This window comes from Cupriavidus sp. WKF15 (assembly GCF_029278605.1).
In the GTDB taxonomy this organism is placed as follows: domain Bacteria; phylum Pseudomonadota; class Gammaproteobacteria; order Burkholderiales; family Burkholderiaceae; genus Cupriavidus.
In genome coordinates, this window is record NZ_CP119573.1 from 280953 (window position 1) to 296798 (window position 15846).

15 protein-coding genes are annotated in these 15846 nt (G+C 67.6%); 12 read left to right on the forward strand and 3 right to left on the reverse strand.

What is annotated here, in order from left to right; genetic code table 11:
* Nucleotides 1-92: 92 nt before the first annotated feature.
* Together CupriaWKF_RS18610 and CupriaWKF_RS18615 are read left to right on the forward strand one after the other, a co-directional pair.
* Nucleotides 93-947: a ferritin-like domain-containing protein gene (locus CupriaWKF_RS18610; protein WP_276103313.1), complete on the forward strand. Its 855-nt coding sequence runs from the start codon at nt 93-95 to the stop codon at nt 945-947.
* Entirely contained in the window at nt 944-2098 is a 1155-nt protein-coding gene (locus CupriaWKF_RS18615; RefSeq protein ID WP_276102242.1) for a glycosyltransferase, read from the forward strand. The genes CupriaWKF_RS18610 and CupriaWKF_RS18615 overlap by 4 nt, the downstream gene beginning before the upstream one ends.
* Nucleotides 2099-2116: 18 nt before the next feature.
* Here the strand turns inward: CupriaWKF_RS18615 and hpnA are convergent, their stop codons facing one another.
* Nucleotides 2117-3118: a hopanoid-associated sugar epimerase gene (hpnA, locus tag CupriaWKF_RS18620; RefSeq protein ID WP_276102243.1), complete on the reverse strand. Its 1002-nt coding sequence runs from the start codon at nt 3116-3118 to the stop codon at nt 2117-2119.
* 193 nt (nt 3119-3311) lie between these two features.
* On the opposite strand from hpnA, the gene ispH reads away from it, so the two are divergent.
* The 8 genes from ispH to CupriaWKF_RS18660 all read left to right on the forward strand — a co-directional run bounded on the left by ispH (nt 3312) and on the right by CupriaWKF_RS18660 (nt 11001).
* A complete protein-coding gene (gene ispH, locus CupriaWKF_RS18625; RefSeq protein ID WP_276102244.1) occupies nt 3312-4289 on the forward strand; it encodes a 4-hydroxy-3-methylbut-2-enyl diphosphate reductase in 978 nt (325 codons plus the stop codon).
* Between the two features lie 27 nt (nt 4290-4316).
* On the forward strand, nt 4317-5477 hold the full coding sequence (gene hpnH, locus CupriaWKF_RS18630; RefSeq protein ID WP_276102245.1) for an adenosyl-hopene transferase HpnH: 1161 nt from the start codon (nt 4317-4319) through the stop codon (nt 5475-5477).
* A gap of 27 nt (nt 5478-5504) precedes the next feature.
* Nucleotides 5505-6608: a bacteriohopanetetrol glucosamine biosynthesis glycosyltransferase HpnI gene (gene hpnI, locus CupriaWKF_RS18635; RefSeq protein WP_276102247.1), complete on the forward strand. Its 1104-nt coding sequence runs from the start codon at nt 5505-5507 to the stop codon at nt 6606-6608.
* A gap of 66 nt (nt 6609-6674) precedes the next feature.
* Entirely contained in the window at nt 6675-7301 is a 627-nt protein-coding gene (locus CupriaWKF_RS18640) for a nucleotidyltransferase domain-containing protein (RefSeq protein ID WP_276102249.1), read from the forward strand.
* Nucleotides 7246-7683, forward strand: coding sequence for a DNA-binding protein (locus CupriaWKF_RS18645; protein ID WP_276102250.1), 438 nt, complete (start codon nt 7246-7248; stop codon nt 7681-7683). Before CupriaWKF_RS18640 ends, CupriaWKF_RS18645 begins: the two co-directional genes overlap by 56 nt.
* A gap of 21 nt (nt 7684-7704) precedes the next feature.
* A complete protein-coding gene (gene hpnJ, locus CupriaWKF_RS18650; protein WP_276102251.1) occupies nt 7705-9129 on the forward strand; it encodes a hopanoid biosynthesis associated radical SAM protein HpnJ in 1425 nt (474 codons plus the stop codon).
* A gap of 53 nt (nt 9130-9182) precedes the next feature.
* Nucleotides 9183-9989: a hopanoid biosynthesis-associated protein HpnK gene (gene hpnK, locus CupriaWKF_RS18655; protein ID WP_276103314.1), complete on the forward strand. Its 807-nt coding sequence runs from the start codon at nt 9183-9185 to the stop codon at nt 9987-9989.
* 10 nt (nt 9990-9999) lie between these two features.
* Nucleotides 10000-11001, forward strand: a complete 1002-nt coding sequence (locus tag CupriaWKF_RS18660; protein ID WP_276102253.1) for a lysylphosphatidylglycerol synthase domain-containing protein — start codon at nt 10000-10002, stop codon at nt 10999-11001.
* A 32-nt stretch (nt 11002-11033) separates the two neighbouring features.
* Here the strand turns inward: CupriaWKF_RS18660 and CupriaWKF_RS18665 are convergent, their stop codons facing one another.
* Complete coding sequence (locus CupriaWKF_RS18665) at nt 11034-11672, reverse strand: ABC transporter substrate-binding protein (protein ID WP_276102255.1); 639 nt, start codon at nt 11670-11672, stop codon at nt 11034-11036.
* Nucleotides 11673-11868: 196 nt separating this feature from the next.
* Between CupriaWKF_RS18665 and CupriaWKF_RS18670 the strand changes: the two genes are divergently transcribed.
* Together CupriaWKF_RS18670 and CupriaWKF_RS18675 are read left to right on the forward strand one after the other, a co-directional pair.
* The gene (locus CupriaWKF_RS18670) at nt 11869-14502 is read left to right on the forward strand and encodes an MMPL family transporter (protein WP_276102256.1); all 2634 of its coding nucleotides are present in this window, start codon (nt 11869-11871) and stop codon (nt 14500-14502) included.
* Nucleotides 14503-14532: 30 nt separating this feature from the next.
* A complete protein-coding gene (locus tag CupriaWKF_RS18675; protein WP_276102257.1) occupies nt 14533-15372 on the forward strand; it encodes a VacJ family lipoprotein in 840 nt (279 codons plus the stop codon).
* A gap of 19 nt (nt 15373-15391) precedes the next feature.
* Here CupriaWKF_RS18675 and CupriaWKF_RS18680 read toward each other — a convergent pair whose 3' ends face one another.
* Nucleotides 15392-15838: an FKBP-type peptidyl-prolyl cis-trans isomerase gene (locus CupriaWKF_RS18680; RefSeq protein WP_276102258.1), complete on the reverse strand. Its 447-nt coding sequence runs from the start codon at nt 15836-15838 to the stop codon at nt 15392-15394.
* Nucleotides 15839-15846 lie beyond the last annotated feature (8 nt).

Below are 15846 nucleotides of genomic sequence, written 5' to 3' on the forward strand. Positions count from 1 at the left end.
TTAGCGCCAATTCAGCCGAAGATGCCGTGGCGCGTGCCGCCGCCGTGGCCGATACGGTCGCGCGCACCGCGGTCGAGCAGGCGGATCACGCCATGCGCCACTGGACCGACCCGGCGCCGGGCCCGGTGCGCATCGGCTCCGCGCAGCACTTGCGCTTGTTCTGCAACATGCTGCTGCAGACCCACAATCCTTACAAGCCGGCCGTGATCGAATGGCCGCAGCTGTCGCCCGATGCGCTGCAGCGCGTCACCTCCCTGCCGATCTGGGACATTGCCGTGCAGACCGAGGGCCGTGCCTCGATCCGCGTGAAGACCTTTGCCGAGACCGTCACCGACCCGCTGCTGCGCAGCGCGCTGGACATGGACGGCGGCGAGGAAGCGCGCCACAAGGTCGTACTGTCCAAGCTGGTGGAGGCCTACGGCATCCCGCTCGCGCCGGAGCCCGACTACCCGCCCCCGGACGACCCGGAGTGGGGCTGGCTCGTGACCGGCTACAGCGAGTGCATCGACAGCTTCTTCGCCTTTGGCCTGTTCACCATGGCCAAGCGCTCCGGCTACTTCCCGGCGGAACTCGTAGATACCTTCGAGCCCGTGATCCAGGAGGAAGGCCGGCACATCCTCTTCTTCGTCAACTGGGCCGCGTGGTACCGCCGCAACCTGCCCTGGTGGCGCCGGCCGCTGTTCGCGCTGAAGGTGGCGCGGGTGTGGGCCTTCCTGATCTGGGAGCGCATCGGCATCGCGCGCGGCATCGACGCCGATGGCGCGGCGCAGGACGCCAACTTCACCATGAACGGCTCCGAAGCGCTTGGCGATTCGCTGTCGCCGGGTGCGATGATCGACCTGTGCCTGGCCGAGAACGACCGCCGCATGGCTGGCTACGACAAGCGATTGTTGCGGCCTGAGACCGTGCCGCGCCTGGCGCGGATCGCACGCCGCTTTCTGAAGTGACCATGACTGCCGCGTTCGTGCTGTCCCTGCTGTCGCTGGCCATCTGGTGCGTACTGCTGTTCGGCCGCGCGGGGTTCTGGCGCGTGCGCAAGCCGGCAGCGGCCCCGGCGCCCGAGGCATGGCCCGAGGTGGTGGCGATTGTCCCGGCCCGCAACGAAGCCGACGTCATCGGCCGATGCGTGGCGGGCGTGCTCGGCCAGGCGTACCCGGGAAAGCTGTCGCTGGTCGTGGTCGATGACCACAGCCATGACGGCACCGCGGAGGTAGCGGCCAGCGCGGCAGCCGGCATTGCGCGGCCCGGCGCCCTGGCGGTAGTGCCGGCCCGCGACCTGCCGGCTGGCTGGAGCGGCAAGGTCTGGGCGCAGTCCGAAGGGTTGGCATGCGCAGACCGCGTAGCGCCGGACGCCGCCTATGTCTGGCTGACCGATGCCGACATCTGGCACGGCCCCGGCGTGCTGGCCGGGCTGGTCGCCCGCGCCGTGCACGAGCGGCGCGACCTGGTGTCGCTGATGGTGCGGTTGCGCTGCGTGTCGGCCTGGGAGCGGCTGATCGTACCGGCCTTTGTCTTCTTCTTTGCCAAGCTCTACCCGTTCGAGCGCGTACGCGACCCGCGCCATGGCGTGGCCGCCGCCGCGGGCGGCTGCATGCTGGCGAGCCGTACGGCGCTGTCGCGCATCGGCGGATTCGCCGCGATCCGGGGCGAGTTGATCGACGATTGCAGCCTGGCCGCGAAGATCAAGCCGGGTGGCCCGATCAGCCTGGACCTTGCCGACGACAGCGTGTCGCTACGGCCGTATGACGACTGGCGCAGCCTGTGGGACATGATTGCGCGCAGTGCCTACACCCAGCTGCGCTACTCGCCGCTGCTGCTGGCCGGCACGGTGGCGGCCATGACCGTGACCTACCTGGCGCCACCGCTGCTGGCGCTGGCCGGCGGCGCCCGGCTGTGGCCGGCATGGCTCGCCTGGACGGCCATGGCGCTGGCCTACCGGCCGATGCTGCGCGAGTACCGCCAGCCCGCGTGGCTGGCGCCGCTGCTGCCGCTGACGGCACTGTTCTACCTCGGCGCCACGCTGGACTCGGCGCGGCGCTACTGGCTGCGCCGCGGCGGACAGTGGAAGGGCCGCAGCCAGGCGCCCGTGCGCTCGTGACGCTTCAGTCCTGACGCTTCAGCGCAGGTACCCCGCCTCGCGGAACCAGTCCAGCGCATCGCGCAGGCCTTCTATATAGGGGCGCGGCTGGTAGCCCAGTTCGCGCCGGGCCTTGTCGGAACGGAAGAACATGCGGTACTTCGACATATTGAGCCCGTCCACGGTCACGAACGGCTCCTTGCGCGTCACGCGCGCCACGGCCTCGGCCGCATGGGCGAGCGGGTACAGCGGCCAGCGCGGCAGTTGCAATGTCGGCGGACGACGGCCGCACAAGCCGGCGATATCCCGCAGCATCTGCTGCAACATGACGTCATCGCCGCCCAAAATGTAGCGTTCACCGGTCCGGCCGCGCTCGAGCGCCTGGAAATGGCCCGCGGCTACGTCATCCACGTGCACCAGGTTGAGCCCGGTCTCGACAAAGGCGGGAATCTTGCCGGTGGCGGCCTCGACAATGATGCGGCCGGTCGGCGTGGGCCGTACATCGCGCGGGCCGATTGGCGTGGACGGGTTGACGATCACCGCTGGCAGGCCGCGTTCGGCTACCATGCGCTCGACCAAGCGCTCGGCCAGCACCTTGCTGCGCTTGTACGCGCCGATGGCCTCATGCGGGGCCAGCGGCGCCGTTTCGTCGACGGGCCCGCTCGCCCCTGCCACGCGCAGCGTGGCCACGCTGCTGGTATAGACCACGCGCTCCACGCCGGCCTGTTGCGCAGCCTCCATGACCGCCATGGTGCCGTCGACATTGGTGCGGACGATCTCCTCGGGGTCAGGCGCCCACAGCCGGTAATCGGCCGCCACATGGAACAGGTAACGCACGCCCTGCATGGCCGCCGCGACCGCGGCCGGATCACGCATGTCCCCCTGCACGACCTCCACCGGCAAGTCCGCAAGGTTGGCGCGCGGGCTCGACGCGCGCGCCAGCGCACGCACGCGCCATCCGCGCGCCAGTGCCTGCCGCAACACCGCGGATCCGAGAAAACCCGATGCACCCGTCACCAGGACGTAATCGTTTACTGTCATAAACCCGTTTCTCGATGAGATGGGAAAGTCGCTATCTGGTCGCGATTAGGTCGCGATTAGGTCGCTACCAGGAAATGGCTGTCCGACATTTCCGGCGCGACCGGTATATAGTAACCACCATGTGTCGGAAATGTGATTTCTGTACACCTTCCCAATCACTGAAACCCATTAGAGGGTCCGGGGGGCCTACCGTATGCAGGTGATTCTTGCTCAACCCCGAGGCTTTTGTGCCGGTGTCGTGCGTGCGATCGAGATTGTCGACCGCGCGCTCGTCAAGCACGGAGCCCCGGTGTTCGTGCGACACGAAATCGTGCACAACAAGCATGTTGTGGAGGGATTGAAGAACAAGGGCGCGCGTTTCGTCGAAGAACTCGACGAGGTCCCCGCGGGCGCCGTCACGATTTTCAGCGCGCACGGTGTTTCTCGCGCGGTAGTGGCAGATGCCGGGCAGCGCCAGTTGCACGCGATCGACGCGACCTGCCCGCTTGTGATCAAGGTGCATAACCAGGGCCGGCAGTACGCGGCCAGCGGCCGTACCGTGATCCTGATCGGCCATGCCGGCCACCCCGAGGTCGAAGGCACCATGGGCCAGATCCCCGGCAAGGTGATCCTGGTGCAGAACGAGGCGCAGGTGGAGAATCTCGACCTGCCCGCCGACACCCCGGTGGCCTACGTCACCCAGACCACGCTCAGCGTGGACGACACCCGCAATATCATCGCCGCGCTGGGACGCCGTTTCAGCAATCTGGTCGGGCCCGACACGCGCGACATCTGCTATGCCACGCAGAACCGGCAGAGCGCGGTGCGGGACCTGTGCAAGCTCGCCGATGTCATCCTCGTCATCGGCGCCACCAACAGCTCCAATTCCAACCGGCTGCGCGAGATCGGCACCGAAAGCGGCGTGCCGAGCTACCTGATCGCCGACGGCAGCGAACTCGACCCGGCCTGGGTCGCAGGCGCTAATATTGTCGGCATCACGGCCGGCGCCTCCGCGCCCGAAGAAATGGTCGAAGACGTGATTGCCACGTTGCGCCGCCTGGGCCCCGTGGAAGTCTCGACCATGGAAGGCCGCGAGGAGCATGCCGAGTTCCGCCTGCCCGCGGAGCTGGCCGATGTCCGCTCCACGGCGGCCACGCCCGACCCCGAGCCCGTCGAGAAGGTCGCCGGCTGAACCCCATCAAAGAAGAAGGAAGTCCCCTTGGCTATTCCGTTCCTGCAGGTCGCCCGCGTGGGCGCCTACATTGTCGGCAAGCATCTGGCGCGCCAGAAGCGCTATCCGCTCGCGCTCATGCTGGAACCGTTGTTCCGCTGCAACCTTGCCTGCAATGGCTGCGGCAAGATCGACTACCCGGACCCGATCCTCAACCAGCGCCTGTCCGTCGAGGAGTGCCTGGGCGCAGTCGATGAATGCGGCGCGCCGGTGGTGTCGATCGCCGGCGGCGAGCCGCTGCTGCACAAGGACATGCCCGAGATCGTGCGCGGCATCGTCGCGCGGCGCAAGTTCGTCTACCTGTGCACCAATGCGCTGCTGATGGAAAAGAAGCTGGACCAGTACGAGCCCAGCCCCTACTTCGTCTGGTCCGTTCACCTGGACGGCGACCGCGAGATGCACGACCACTCGGTCAGCCAGGAAGGTGTCTACGACCGCGCTGTCGAGGCCATCCGTGCCGCCAAGGCGCGCGGCTTCCGCGTCAACATCAACTGCACGCTGTTCAACGATGCCAGGCCCGAACGCGTGGCCGCGTTCTTCGATACGGTCAAGGCGATGGGCGTGGACGGCATCACGGTCTCGCCGGGCTACGCCTACGAGCGCGCGCCGGACCAGCAGCACTTCCTGAACCGCGGCAAGACCAAGCAGCTGTTCCGCGACATTCTGAGCCGCGGCCGCGGCAAGAACTGGTCGTTCAGCCAGTCGACCATGTTCCTCGACTTCCTGGCCGGCAACCAGACCTACCACTGCACGCCCTGGGGCAACCCGGCGCGCACGGTCTTTGGCTGGCAGCGGCCCTGCTACCTCGTCGGCGAAGGCTATGTGCAGACCTTCAAGGAGCTGATGGAAGAGACCGACTGGGACGCCTACGGCACCGGCAACTACGAGAAGTGCGCCGACTGCATGGTCCACAGCGGCTACGAGGCCACGGCCGTGGCCGACACGTTCGCGCATCCGCTCAAGGCGCTTGGCGTGAGCCTGCGCGGCGTAAAGACCGAGGGCGCGATGGCCCCGGACATCCCGCTCGACAAGCAACGTCCTGCCGATTACGTGTTCTCGCGCCACGTAGAGATCAAGCTGGCCGAGATCGGCCGGGCCCAGCCGCGCAAGGAACAGCCGGCCAGGGCGGAGACCACGGCGGCCCACTGAACACCGATGCCCGCGGAAGCTGCGGCCATGGCCGCGACCCTGCTTGGCAGTGCGCTGACCTGCGTGTCGGCGGGCTATGCCGTGGCCGCCGCCATGCTGACGCGGCGCGCGGCCGTGCGTCCTGATCTTCCCGCTACCGGCGGCGAAGTCCGCGCCAGCGTGCTCAAGCCGCTGTGCGGGGCCGAGCCGCGCCTGTACGACAACCTGGCCACGCTGTGCCGGCAATCAGTGACCGGCTACCAGATCGTATGCGGCGTACGCGATCCGGACGATCCCGCCATTGCCGTCGTGCGGCGCCTGCAGCAGGACTTCCCGGGCACGGACATCACACTGGTCATCGACCCGCGCGTGCATGGCAGCAACCTCAAGGTCAGCAACCTGATCAACCTGGCCGCGCAGGCGCGCCATGACCTGCTGGTCGTGGCCGACAGCGATATCGCCGTGCCGCCCGACTACCTGGTGCGCGTCACCGCGCCGCTGGCCGACCCCGGCGTCGGCATCGTCACCTGCCTGTACCGCGGGCGCCCCGTCGGCGCCTTCTGGGCGAAGCTCGGCGCGCAGTTCATCGACGACTGGTTCGCGCCGTCCGTACGCATTGCGCATGCGGGCGGTTCGCGCCGCTTCGCCTTCGGCGCGACCATCGCGCTGCGCCGCGACACCTTGACGCAGATCGGCGGCTTCGCGTCGCTGTCCGACCGGCTCGCCGACGACTTCTGGCTCGGCGAGCTGACCCGGCAGGCCGGGCTGCGCACAGTGCTATCCGACGTGGTCGTCACCACCGACGTGACCGAGACGCGGCTGGCCGAACTGTGGACGCATGAACTGCGCTGGCTGCGCACCATCCGCTCGCTGAACCCGGCGGGCTTTGCTTTTACCTTCATCACCTTTACGTGGCCGATGCTGGTGCTCGGCGTGGCGTTGTCGCCGACCCCGGCGATGCTGGCGGTTGCCCTGGCGGGACTGGTGGCGCGCTGCACATTGGCCGGATCCCTGTCGGCCGCGGTCAGGTCGCCGCTGCGCGACGTGCTGTTGCTGGCTGGATGGGGCAGTGCGCTGGCGGGCAGGCAAGTGCGCTGGCGCGATCGGATTCTCCCGGTGCGCGATCCAGTTCAGGATGGCAAGGTATTGTGATCACAACACCACCCGCACGCGGTCCTGTTGTCAATGAAGCTTTTTTAGCTACAATCGTAGCCATAAATGCTTCAATCACTCTCCGATACCCTCTTTGGCGAATATCGCCGCCGCGTGCTGGGTCTGCTCCTGTTGCATCCGGAGGCGTCCTATCACGTGCGCGAGATCGCGCGGCTGACGGACACCGCGCCGGGAACGCTTCACAAGGAACTGAGCAAGCTGGCACAAGCAGGCATCCTGATCCGGGAACCGCGCGGCAACCAGCTCGCATACCGCGCCAATCGAGCGTCGCCGGTGTTCGAGGAGCTGTCCAGCATCATGAGGAAGACTTCTGGGCTGGCAGACGTGCTGACCCAGGCGCTGCAACCTTGCGCGCACGAGATCGACGCCGCTTTCATCTACGGCTCGACAGCAAGCGGACGCGAGACGGCGCAGAGCGACGTGGATATCATGCTGATCGGCGACATTGGCTTCGCGCGGGCTGTACAGCTGCTGTACCCGGCGCAGGCCTCCCTGGCGCGGGAGATCAATCCGAAGGTGCTCTCCCGCCAAGAATGGCGCGCGGGGCTGGCGAACAACGACGCGTTTCTGCGCGGCGTGCTGGCCAAGCCGAAGTTATTCGTGATCGGAAGCGACCATGACCTTGGAGAACTTGCTGGGAATCAGCCTGGACGCAATCCAGCCGGATCGTGAACAGATCGCGCGCCTGCTCGCAGCGGCCGAACGCAATCTGAGCGACGCCGGCATCGAAGCGCTTAGCCATGAGAACCGGTTTGATGCAGCCTATAAGGCGATCATGCAAGCCGCGCTCGCGGCACTGCATGCCAATGGCTACCGGACGCTGACCAGCCGGCCCGACCATCACCAGACAACCTTGCAGTCCCTGACGAAGACGATCGGCTGGCCAGCCGACCGCATGATCCTGCTCGACGCCCTGCGCGAGCAGCGCAATCTTTCCGACTATTCCGGCGACCTCGTGCCGGCTTCGGCCGTACGCGAGTGCATTGCCAATGCCACCGCACTGATCGCTGACGTCAAGGCGTGGCTCCATGCCAACAAGCCGCAGCTGATCTGACCTGACAAAATCAAGGCCGCTATGAAAAAAACCCTCTTCCTCCAGGCCCCCTCCTTCGACGGCTTTGACGGCGGCGCCGGTTCGCGCTACCAGGCCAAGCGCGAGATCAAGTCGTTCTGGTATCCGACCTGGCTGGCGCAGCCGGCCGCGCTGGTGCCCGGCAGCCGCGTGCTCGACGCGCCCGCCGATGAACTGACGCCGCAGCAGACGCTCGATATCGCCGTCGACTACGACCTGGTCATCATCCACACCAGCACGCCGTCGTTCCCGACCGATGCCAAGTTCGCCGAGGAGCTCAAGAAGCGCAAGCCCGGCGTGATGATCGGCATGGTCGGCGCCAAGCCGGCAGTCGACCCCGGCGGCACGCTCGGCGCCAGCGACGCGATCGACTTCGTCTGCCGCGAGGAATTCGACTACACCTGCCAGGACGTAGCCGCGGGCAAGCCCCTCAAGGACATTCTCGGGCTGTCGTACCGCCTGCCCGATGGCTCGCTCGAGCACAACGGCCAGCGCCCGATGATCGAGAACATGGACGAGCTGCCCTTCGTGGCCCCCGTCTACCAGCGCGACCTGAAGATCGAGAACTACTTCATCGGCTACCTGAAGCACCCGTACGTGTCGATCTACACGGGGCGCGGCTGCCGTTCGCGCTGCACTTTCTGCCTGTGGCCGCAGACGGTCGGCGGACACCGCTACCGCACGCGCTCGGCCGAGAGCGTGATCGCCGAGGTGAAATGGATCAAGGAGAACATGCCCGAGGTGAAGGAGATCATGTTCGACGACGACACCTTCACCGATTTCAAGCCGCGCGTGGAGGAAATCGCGCGCGGGCTCGGCAAGCTCGGCGTGACGTGGTCGTGCAATGCCAAGGCCAACGTGCCGTACAGCACGCTCAAGATCATGAAGGAGAACGGCCTGCGCCTGCTGCTGGTCGGCTATGAATCGGGCGACGACCAGATCCTGCTGAACATCAAGAAGGGCCTGCGCACGGATATCGCGCGCCGCTTCACCGAAGATTGCCGCAAGCTCGGCATCCAGATCCACGGCACCTTCATCCTGGGCCTGCCCGGCGAAACGCAGGAGACCATCGAGAAGACCATCGCCTACGCCAAGGAGATCAATCCGCACACCATCCAGGTGTCGCTGGCGGCGCCCTACCCCGGCACCACGCTGTACCAGCAGGCGGTCGACAATGGCTGGCTCGAAGAGAACAAGGTCATCAACCTCGTCAATGACAAGGGCGTGCAGCTCGCGGCAATCAGCTATCCGCACCTGTCGAAGGAAGAGATCTACCGCGGCGTGGAGCGCTTCTATAAGCAGTTCTACTTCCGTCCCGGCAAGATCTGGGAGATCGTGCGCGAGATGCTGGGCAGCTGGGACATGATGAAGCGGCGCCTGCGCGAAGGCGTGGAGTTCTTCCGCTTCCTGAGTTCACGCGAGGCCTGATCCTGCCGTCCCATAGCACCACCGCCGCCTCCGCCACGCGTCGCGCGCGCGGCCTGATCATCACCGCCGACGACTTCGGCCTGCATACCGCCGTCAACGAGGCGGTGGAACTTGCGCATCGCGACGGCGTGCTCAACGCGGCCAGCCTGATGGTGTCCGCGCCCGAAGCCGGCGACGCGGTCGCGCGCGCGAGACGGCTGCCATCGCTGCGCGTAGGACTGCATGTCGTGCTGGCCGATGGTCCGGCAATGCTGCCGCGCGCGGCCATTCCCGATCTCGTCGATGCGCAGGGCCGCTTCGGCTCGGCCATGGCGCGCGACGGCTGCCGCTTCTTCTTCCTGCCGCATGTACGGCGCCAGCTCGCCGCGGAGATCCGCGCGCAGTTCGAGGCATTCGCCGCGACCGGCCTGCCGCTGGATCACGTCAATACGCACAAGCACTTCCACCTGCATCCGACCGTGCTGTCGCTGATCCTGTCGATCGGTCGCGAGTTCGGCCTGCGCGCCGTGCGGCTGCCGCTGGAATCCGACGCTCCGCTGCTGCTGCGCCCGTGGCTGGCGCTGCTGCGCCGGCGGCTGCGGCGTGCCGGCATCGCGCACAACGACTACGTGGTCGGCATCGCAAACAGCGGCGCCATGGATGAAGCCGTGCTGCTGGCCGCGCTCGCGAAGCTGCCCGACGGCATCGGTGAAATCTACCTGCATCCGGCGGTCACGTCGGGCGCGGCCATCGCGCCGACCATGGCAGGCTACCGCCACGCCGACGAACTGGCCGCGCTGCTGTCGCCGCGTGTGCGCGCCGCCCTCGATGCGGCCGGCGTGCGGCGCGGCGGCTTTGCCGACGTGCTGGCGACGGCCTGAGCCCACTCACATGAAACGCATTGCCTACCTGACCGGCCTGCTGGGCCTGCTCGCGCTCACCGCCCTTGTCGTCCATGAGGGCATTGGCGACATCGCCACCGTGATGGCGCAGGGCGGCTGGCTCCTGCTCCTGCTGGTGCCGCTGCACGCGCTGCCCCTGCTGCTCGATGCGCAGGGCTGGCGGGTGCTGCTGACCTCCGCCGACCCCGAAGAAAATGCCGGCCTCGGCTTCCTGACGTGGGTAGCCGCCGTGCGCGAAGGCGTGAACCGCCTGCTGCCGACCATGAGCATTGGCGGCGAACTGGTCGGCATGCGGCTGAGCCGGCTGCGCATCCGCGACACCACGGCGGTCACCGCCACCATCGTCGTCGAGGTCATGATCACGCTGTTCGCCCAGTACCTGTTCTCGGCGCTCGGCGTGCTGATGCTCGTCGCCGCGCTGCAGGACAGCGGCCAGGCCTGGGTCATCCTGACCGGGCTGGTGCTGTCGCTGCCGGTGCCCATAGCATTCGCGCTGTCGCTGCGCCACGCGGCGCTGTTCGAGAAGCTGGAAGGTGCCGCGCGCAAGCTGTTCGGCGAGGACCACCGCATCGTCGCCATGATCGACGGCGCACGGCTCGATGCCGAGATCCGCGCGCTCAACCGGCGCCCGCGCGAACTGCTGGCGGCGATGGGCTGGCAACTGGCAGGGATGGTCAGCGGCACGCTAGAAGTCTGGTTCGCGCTGATGCTGCTGGGCCACCCGGTGCCGTTCTGGCAAGCCATGGCCATCGAAGCACTCACGCAGGCTGTGCGCCACATGGCCTTCTTCGTGCCCGCCGGCCTCGGCGTGCAGGAGGCCGTGGTGATGCTGCTTGGCCAGGCACTGGGCATGGACGCCCATGTGTCGCTGGCCCTGGCACTGGTCAAGCGCGCGCGGGAAGTCCTGTTCGGCGTGCCCGCGCTGCTGTCGTGGCAATGGTTGGAACTGCGCCGCTGGCGGCGCGGGACAACGGGCGAGGTTGCACCGTGAGATAAGGCAAGATAAGGCCCGCCGCCCTGGGCCTAGCCTGCCTGCCGCGCGTTATGGTCGACGAGGTACTTCACCAGCCCATCGACGCCGCCACGCGAAACGATATCGGCAAACTGCTTGCGGTACACCTCGATCAGCCACGCGCCCATCATATTGATGTCATAGATCTTCCAGCCGCCGGGCGTGCGCTGCAGGCGGTAGTCGATCTGCATCTCCTCGCCGTTGTTGAGCACGCGCGATTCCACCACCACGTCGCCGGAACCGCCCCCGGCCTGCGCCGGCTTGAAGCGGAACTTCACATTCTGCTCGCGCAGCTGCGACAGGGACACGGCATAGCTGCGCACGAGCAGCGTCGTGAACTGTTCGTTGAGCTGCTTCTGCTGTTCCGGCGTGGCATTGCGCCATGCGCTGCCGACCGCCAGCCGCGTGGTGCGGCTGAAATCCGTATAGGGCAGGAACTGCTTCTGGACCACCGCGGTGATCTTCGCGAGGTCGCCGCCGCGGGTTTCGGGGGTGGTCTGGATGGTCGTGATCACGCCTTCCACGGCCGCCTGCACCAGGCGTTCCGGCGCTGCCTTGAGGTCGCCGGGCTGCACCGTCTGTGCCTGCGCCGTCGCTATCATGGCCACCGCCGCAACGGGCGCAAGGGAAATCAAACCGAATCTGTTCATGCCGATGTCTGCTGCAAGATGCGTTTGAAAATGGCCCCGGGGCCCGCTGCGCGTGGCGCCCGGGATGCCGGGCCAGTATAGCGGAACGCGACTTGCCGACCGGGTGCGGCGGCGGGTGCGGCTAGTGCGCCACGCAAGCAGGCCGATCCCGCGCCAGCCGGTATACTCGCGGATCGAGCCCTGTCCCGAGCACCCCATGCTGACTTCGCTGTTGACCCGCCTCGTCAGGCTCGCCACGACCCGCGCCTGGCTGGTGATCGTGGCGGCCCTGCTGCTCACCGCCGCCAGCGGCTTCTATGTGGCGCGGCACTTCGCCATCAACACGGATATCAATCGCCTGCTCGAATCCGATGCCCCGTGGGCCCGGCGCGACGCAGCCATCGGCAAGGCCTTTCCCCAGCGCGGGCAGATGGTCCTGGCCGTGGTGCAGGCCCCCGCGTCGGAACTGGCCGATGCCGCGGCCAACGAACTCGCCGAAGCGCTGCGGCGCCATCCGGAGCACTTCCGCTCGGTCAGCCAGCCGGGCGCGGGCGAATTCTTTGCCCGCAACGGCCTGCTGTTCGCGCGCACGACCGAAGTCGATGAGATCACGCAGCAGCTCGTCCAGGCACGCCCGCTGCTCAACCAGCTGGCGCACGACCCGACCCTGCGCGGGCTTTCCGACACGCTTTCCGTCACGCTCGGCCTGCCGCTGACGATGGGCCAGGTCAAGCTGGCCGATATGGACAGCCTGCTGGGCGCCAGCGCGGGCGCGCTGGAGCGTGTCCTGGCCGGCAAGCCGGCCGCGATGTCATGGGTGGGCCTGCTCGACGACAGCGTCAAGCCGGACAAGGAGGGGCGCGTCTTCAGCTTCATCTCGGTCAGCCCGGTGCTCGACTACAGCGACCTGCAGGCCGGCGCCGCCGCCGCCGACGCCATCCGCGCCGCGGCCGCCGAACTGAAACTGGCCCAGCGCTACCAGGCCAGCGTGCGCCTGACGGGGCCGCAGCCGCTGGCCGACGACGAATTTGCCTCGGTCAGCGAGGGCGCCGCGCTCAATGGCCTGCTGACAGTGCTGGTAGTGGTGCTGATCCTCTGGATGGCATTGCGCTCCATTCGCCTGATCCTGTCGGTGCTGGCCAGCCTGTTCACGGGCCTGCTGGTCACCGCGGCACTGGGCCTGGCCATGGTGGGCGCGCTGAACATGATCTCGGTCGCGTTCGCGGTGCTGTTCGTCGGCCTGGGCGTGGACTTCGGCATCCAGTTCGGCGTGCGCTATCGCGCCGAACGCCATGACCGCGGCCATATTACCGAGGCGCTGGAACACGCCGCGCAGGCTACCGCGATGCCGCTGTCGCTGGCGGCCGCGGCCACGGCGGCCGCGTTCTTCTGCTTCCTGCCGACCGATTTCCGCGGCGTCGCGGAACTGGGCCAGATTGCCGGCGTCGGCATGATGGTGGCGTTCCTGACGACGTTCACGATGCTGCCCGCGCTGATCCAGGTCCTGCAACCGCGCGGCGAAGCGGAGGCGCCGGGATTTGGCTGGCTGGCCCCGGCCGATGCGTTCTTCGAGCGCTACCGCAGGCCGGTGCTGCTGGCCACCTGCGCGGCGATCCTGCTTGGATCGCCGCTGTTGCTGCGCCTGCGCTTTGACTTCGATCCGCTGCACCTGAAGGACCCGCATTCGGAATCGATGGCGACGCTGCTGGCGCTCAAGGATGCGCCGGAAGCCGGCACCGACGATGTCACGGTGCTGGCGCCGTCGCTCGATGCCGCGCGCGGGATCGCAGCCAAGGTATCGCCGCTGCCCGAAGTGGCGCGCGTCGTCACGCTGCAGACTTTCATTCCCGACGACCAGCCGGCCAAGCTTGCGGCCATCGGCACGGCCCGCACCGCGCTGATGCCCGTGCTCACGCAGCAGACCGCCACGCCGGCCAGCGATATGGCGCGCGTCAACGCGCTGCGCAATGCCGCGCGCCAGCTCGCCATCGCGGCCGATGAGCACCCTGAGGTCGGCGCGGCGCAGGCCACACGCCTGTCAAAGGTACTGAAGCAGCTTGCGGACGCGGATGCCGCCACGCGCGACCGCGCCGAACAGGCCATTGCGCTGCCGCTGCGCCTCGCTCTGGGCCGCCTGCGCCAGATGCTCGACGCGCGCCCGGTCACGCAGCAATCCCTGCCGCCCGAGATCACGCGCGACTGGCTGGCGCAGGACGGACGCGCGCTGGTCAGCATCACTCCACGGCTGCCGCAAGAGGACGGCATCGAGCGCGAAGCCGCGCTCAACCTGTTCATGGACGCGGTGCTGCGCGTGGAGCCCGATGCCACGGGCGGCCCGATCGCCATTCGCGGCTCGGCCGACACGATCATGGGCGCCTTTGCGCAGGCGGGCGCCTGGGCCGTGCTGTCCATCACCGTCCTGTTGTGGATTGCCCTGCGCCGCTTTGGCGATGTGCTGCGCACGCTGATCCCGCTGCTGGTGTCGGCCATTGTCACGCTCGAACTGTGCGCGGCGTTCGGCATCGCTCTGAACTTCGCCAACGTGATCGCGCTGCCGCTGCTGCTGGGCATCGGCGTCGCCTTCAAGATCTATTACGTGATTGCGTGGCGCCACGGCAAGACCAAGCTGCTGCAGTCCAGCCTGACGCACGCCGTGCTCTACAGCGCCGCCACCACCGCCACGGCATTCGGCAGCCTGTGGCTGTCGCAGCATCCGGGCACCGCGAGCATGGGCAAGCTGCTGGCGCTGGCGCTCCTGTGCACGCTGGTAGGCGCCGTGTTCTTCCAGCCGATCCTGATGGGCCGCCCGCGCGAAGGCGCGCACCGGCCCCACGCCACACCCGCTGAATAACGATAACCACCCCGACTCAACCGTTGCACCATGTCGCTCCCCCCTCTGACACGCCGACCCGCGCGGCTGGCTTTGCTTGCTCCCGCAGTGCTGCTTGCGGCCGGCTGCGCCACCGGGCCGCAGGCCAATCCCGACGACCCGCTCGAACCGATGAACCGCGTCGTCTTCAAGGTCAACGACAAGCTCGACCAGTACGTCGCCACCCCGGTCGCAAAGGGCTACAAGGCGGTCACGCCGCAGCCCGTGCGCACCGCGGTGACCAACTTCTATTCGAATATCGCGGACGTCGGCAACTTCGCCAATAACCTGCTGCAGGGCAAGGGCGTGGACGCGGCCGAGAGCCTGATGCGGGTGGCGATCAATTCCGTGCTGGGGATTGGCGGGCTGATCGACATAGCCACGCCGGCCGGCCTGCAGAAGCATTCGCAGGACTTCGGGCTGACGCTGGGAACGTGGGGCGTGCCATCGGGGCCCTACCTGGTGCTGCCGTTTTTCGGCCCGAGCTCGTTCCGGGATGGCGTAGGCCTGTATGTAAATTTCCAGTTCGACCCGACCACCTACATGGATCCGGCCTGGCGTAATTCGCTGTTTGCCATGAACGTGGTGGACGTGCGCACCAACCTGCTGGGCGCGACCGACCTGCTCTCGCTGGCGGCGCTGGACAAGTACGCGTTCGTGCGTGACGCCTATGTGCAGCGCCGGCGCTACTTGCTGGATGGCGGCAGCAGCAAGCTGCCCAACTATGGCGACGACGAGGAAACGGAAGGCGCCGCCATGCCATCGCCATCGCCATCGCCGGCACCGGCATCCGCTCCGGCGGCGGAACCGGCAGTGCCTGTGGCGCCCGCCTCCGGGGCGCCGCAGCAGTAAGGCTCAGGAACGCAGGAACTCAGCCGCCGATGCCAAGCAGCACCACCTCGAACGTGAGCGTGGCGTTCGGCGGAATGGTGCCCGGCACGCCGCGCGCACCGTAGGCGGTGGCCGCCGGGCACGTCAGCTTGGCCTTGCCGCCCACCTGCATGGTCTGCACGCCTTCGGTCCAGCACGGGATGACGCGGTTCAGCGGAAACGAGATCGGCTGGCCGCGCTTGTACGAACTGTCGAACTCCGTGCCGTCGGCAAGCGTGCCGCGGTAATGCACCTGGACCGTGTCGGTGGCCTTGGGCGACGGACCGGTGCCCTTGACCAGGTGCTGGATGGTCATGCCCGAAGGCAGCGTCTGCGGCGCTGCGGCCGCCGGTGCCGGTGCCGGTGCCGGTGCCGAGGCACCCGGCGCGGCCGCCACGGCGGCACAGGCGAAGGTCATGGCGCTGAGGAGCAGAGCGATTCGTTTCATGGAGAATC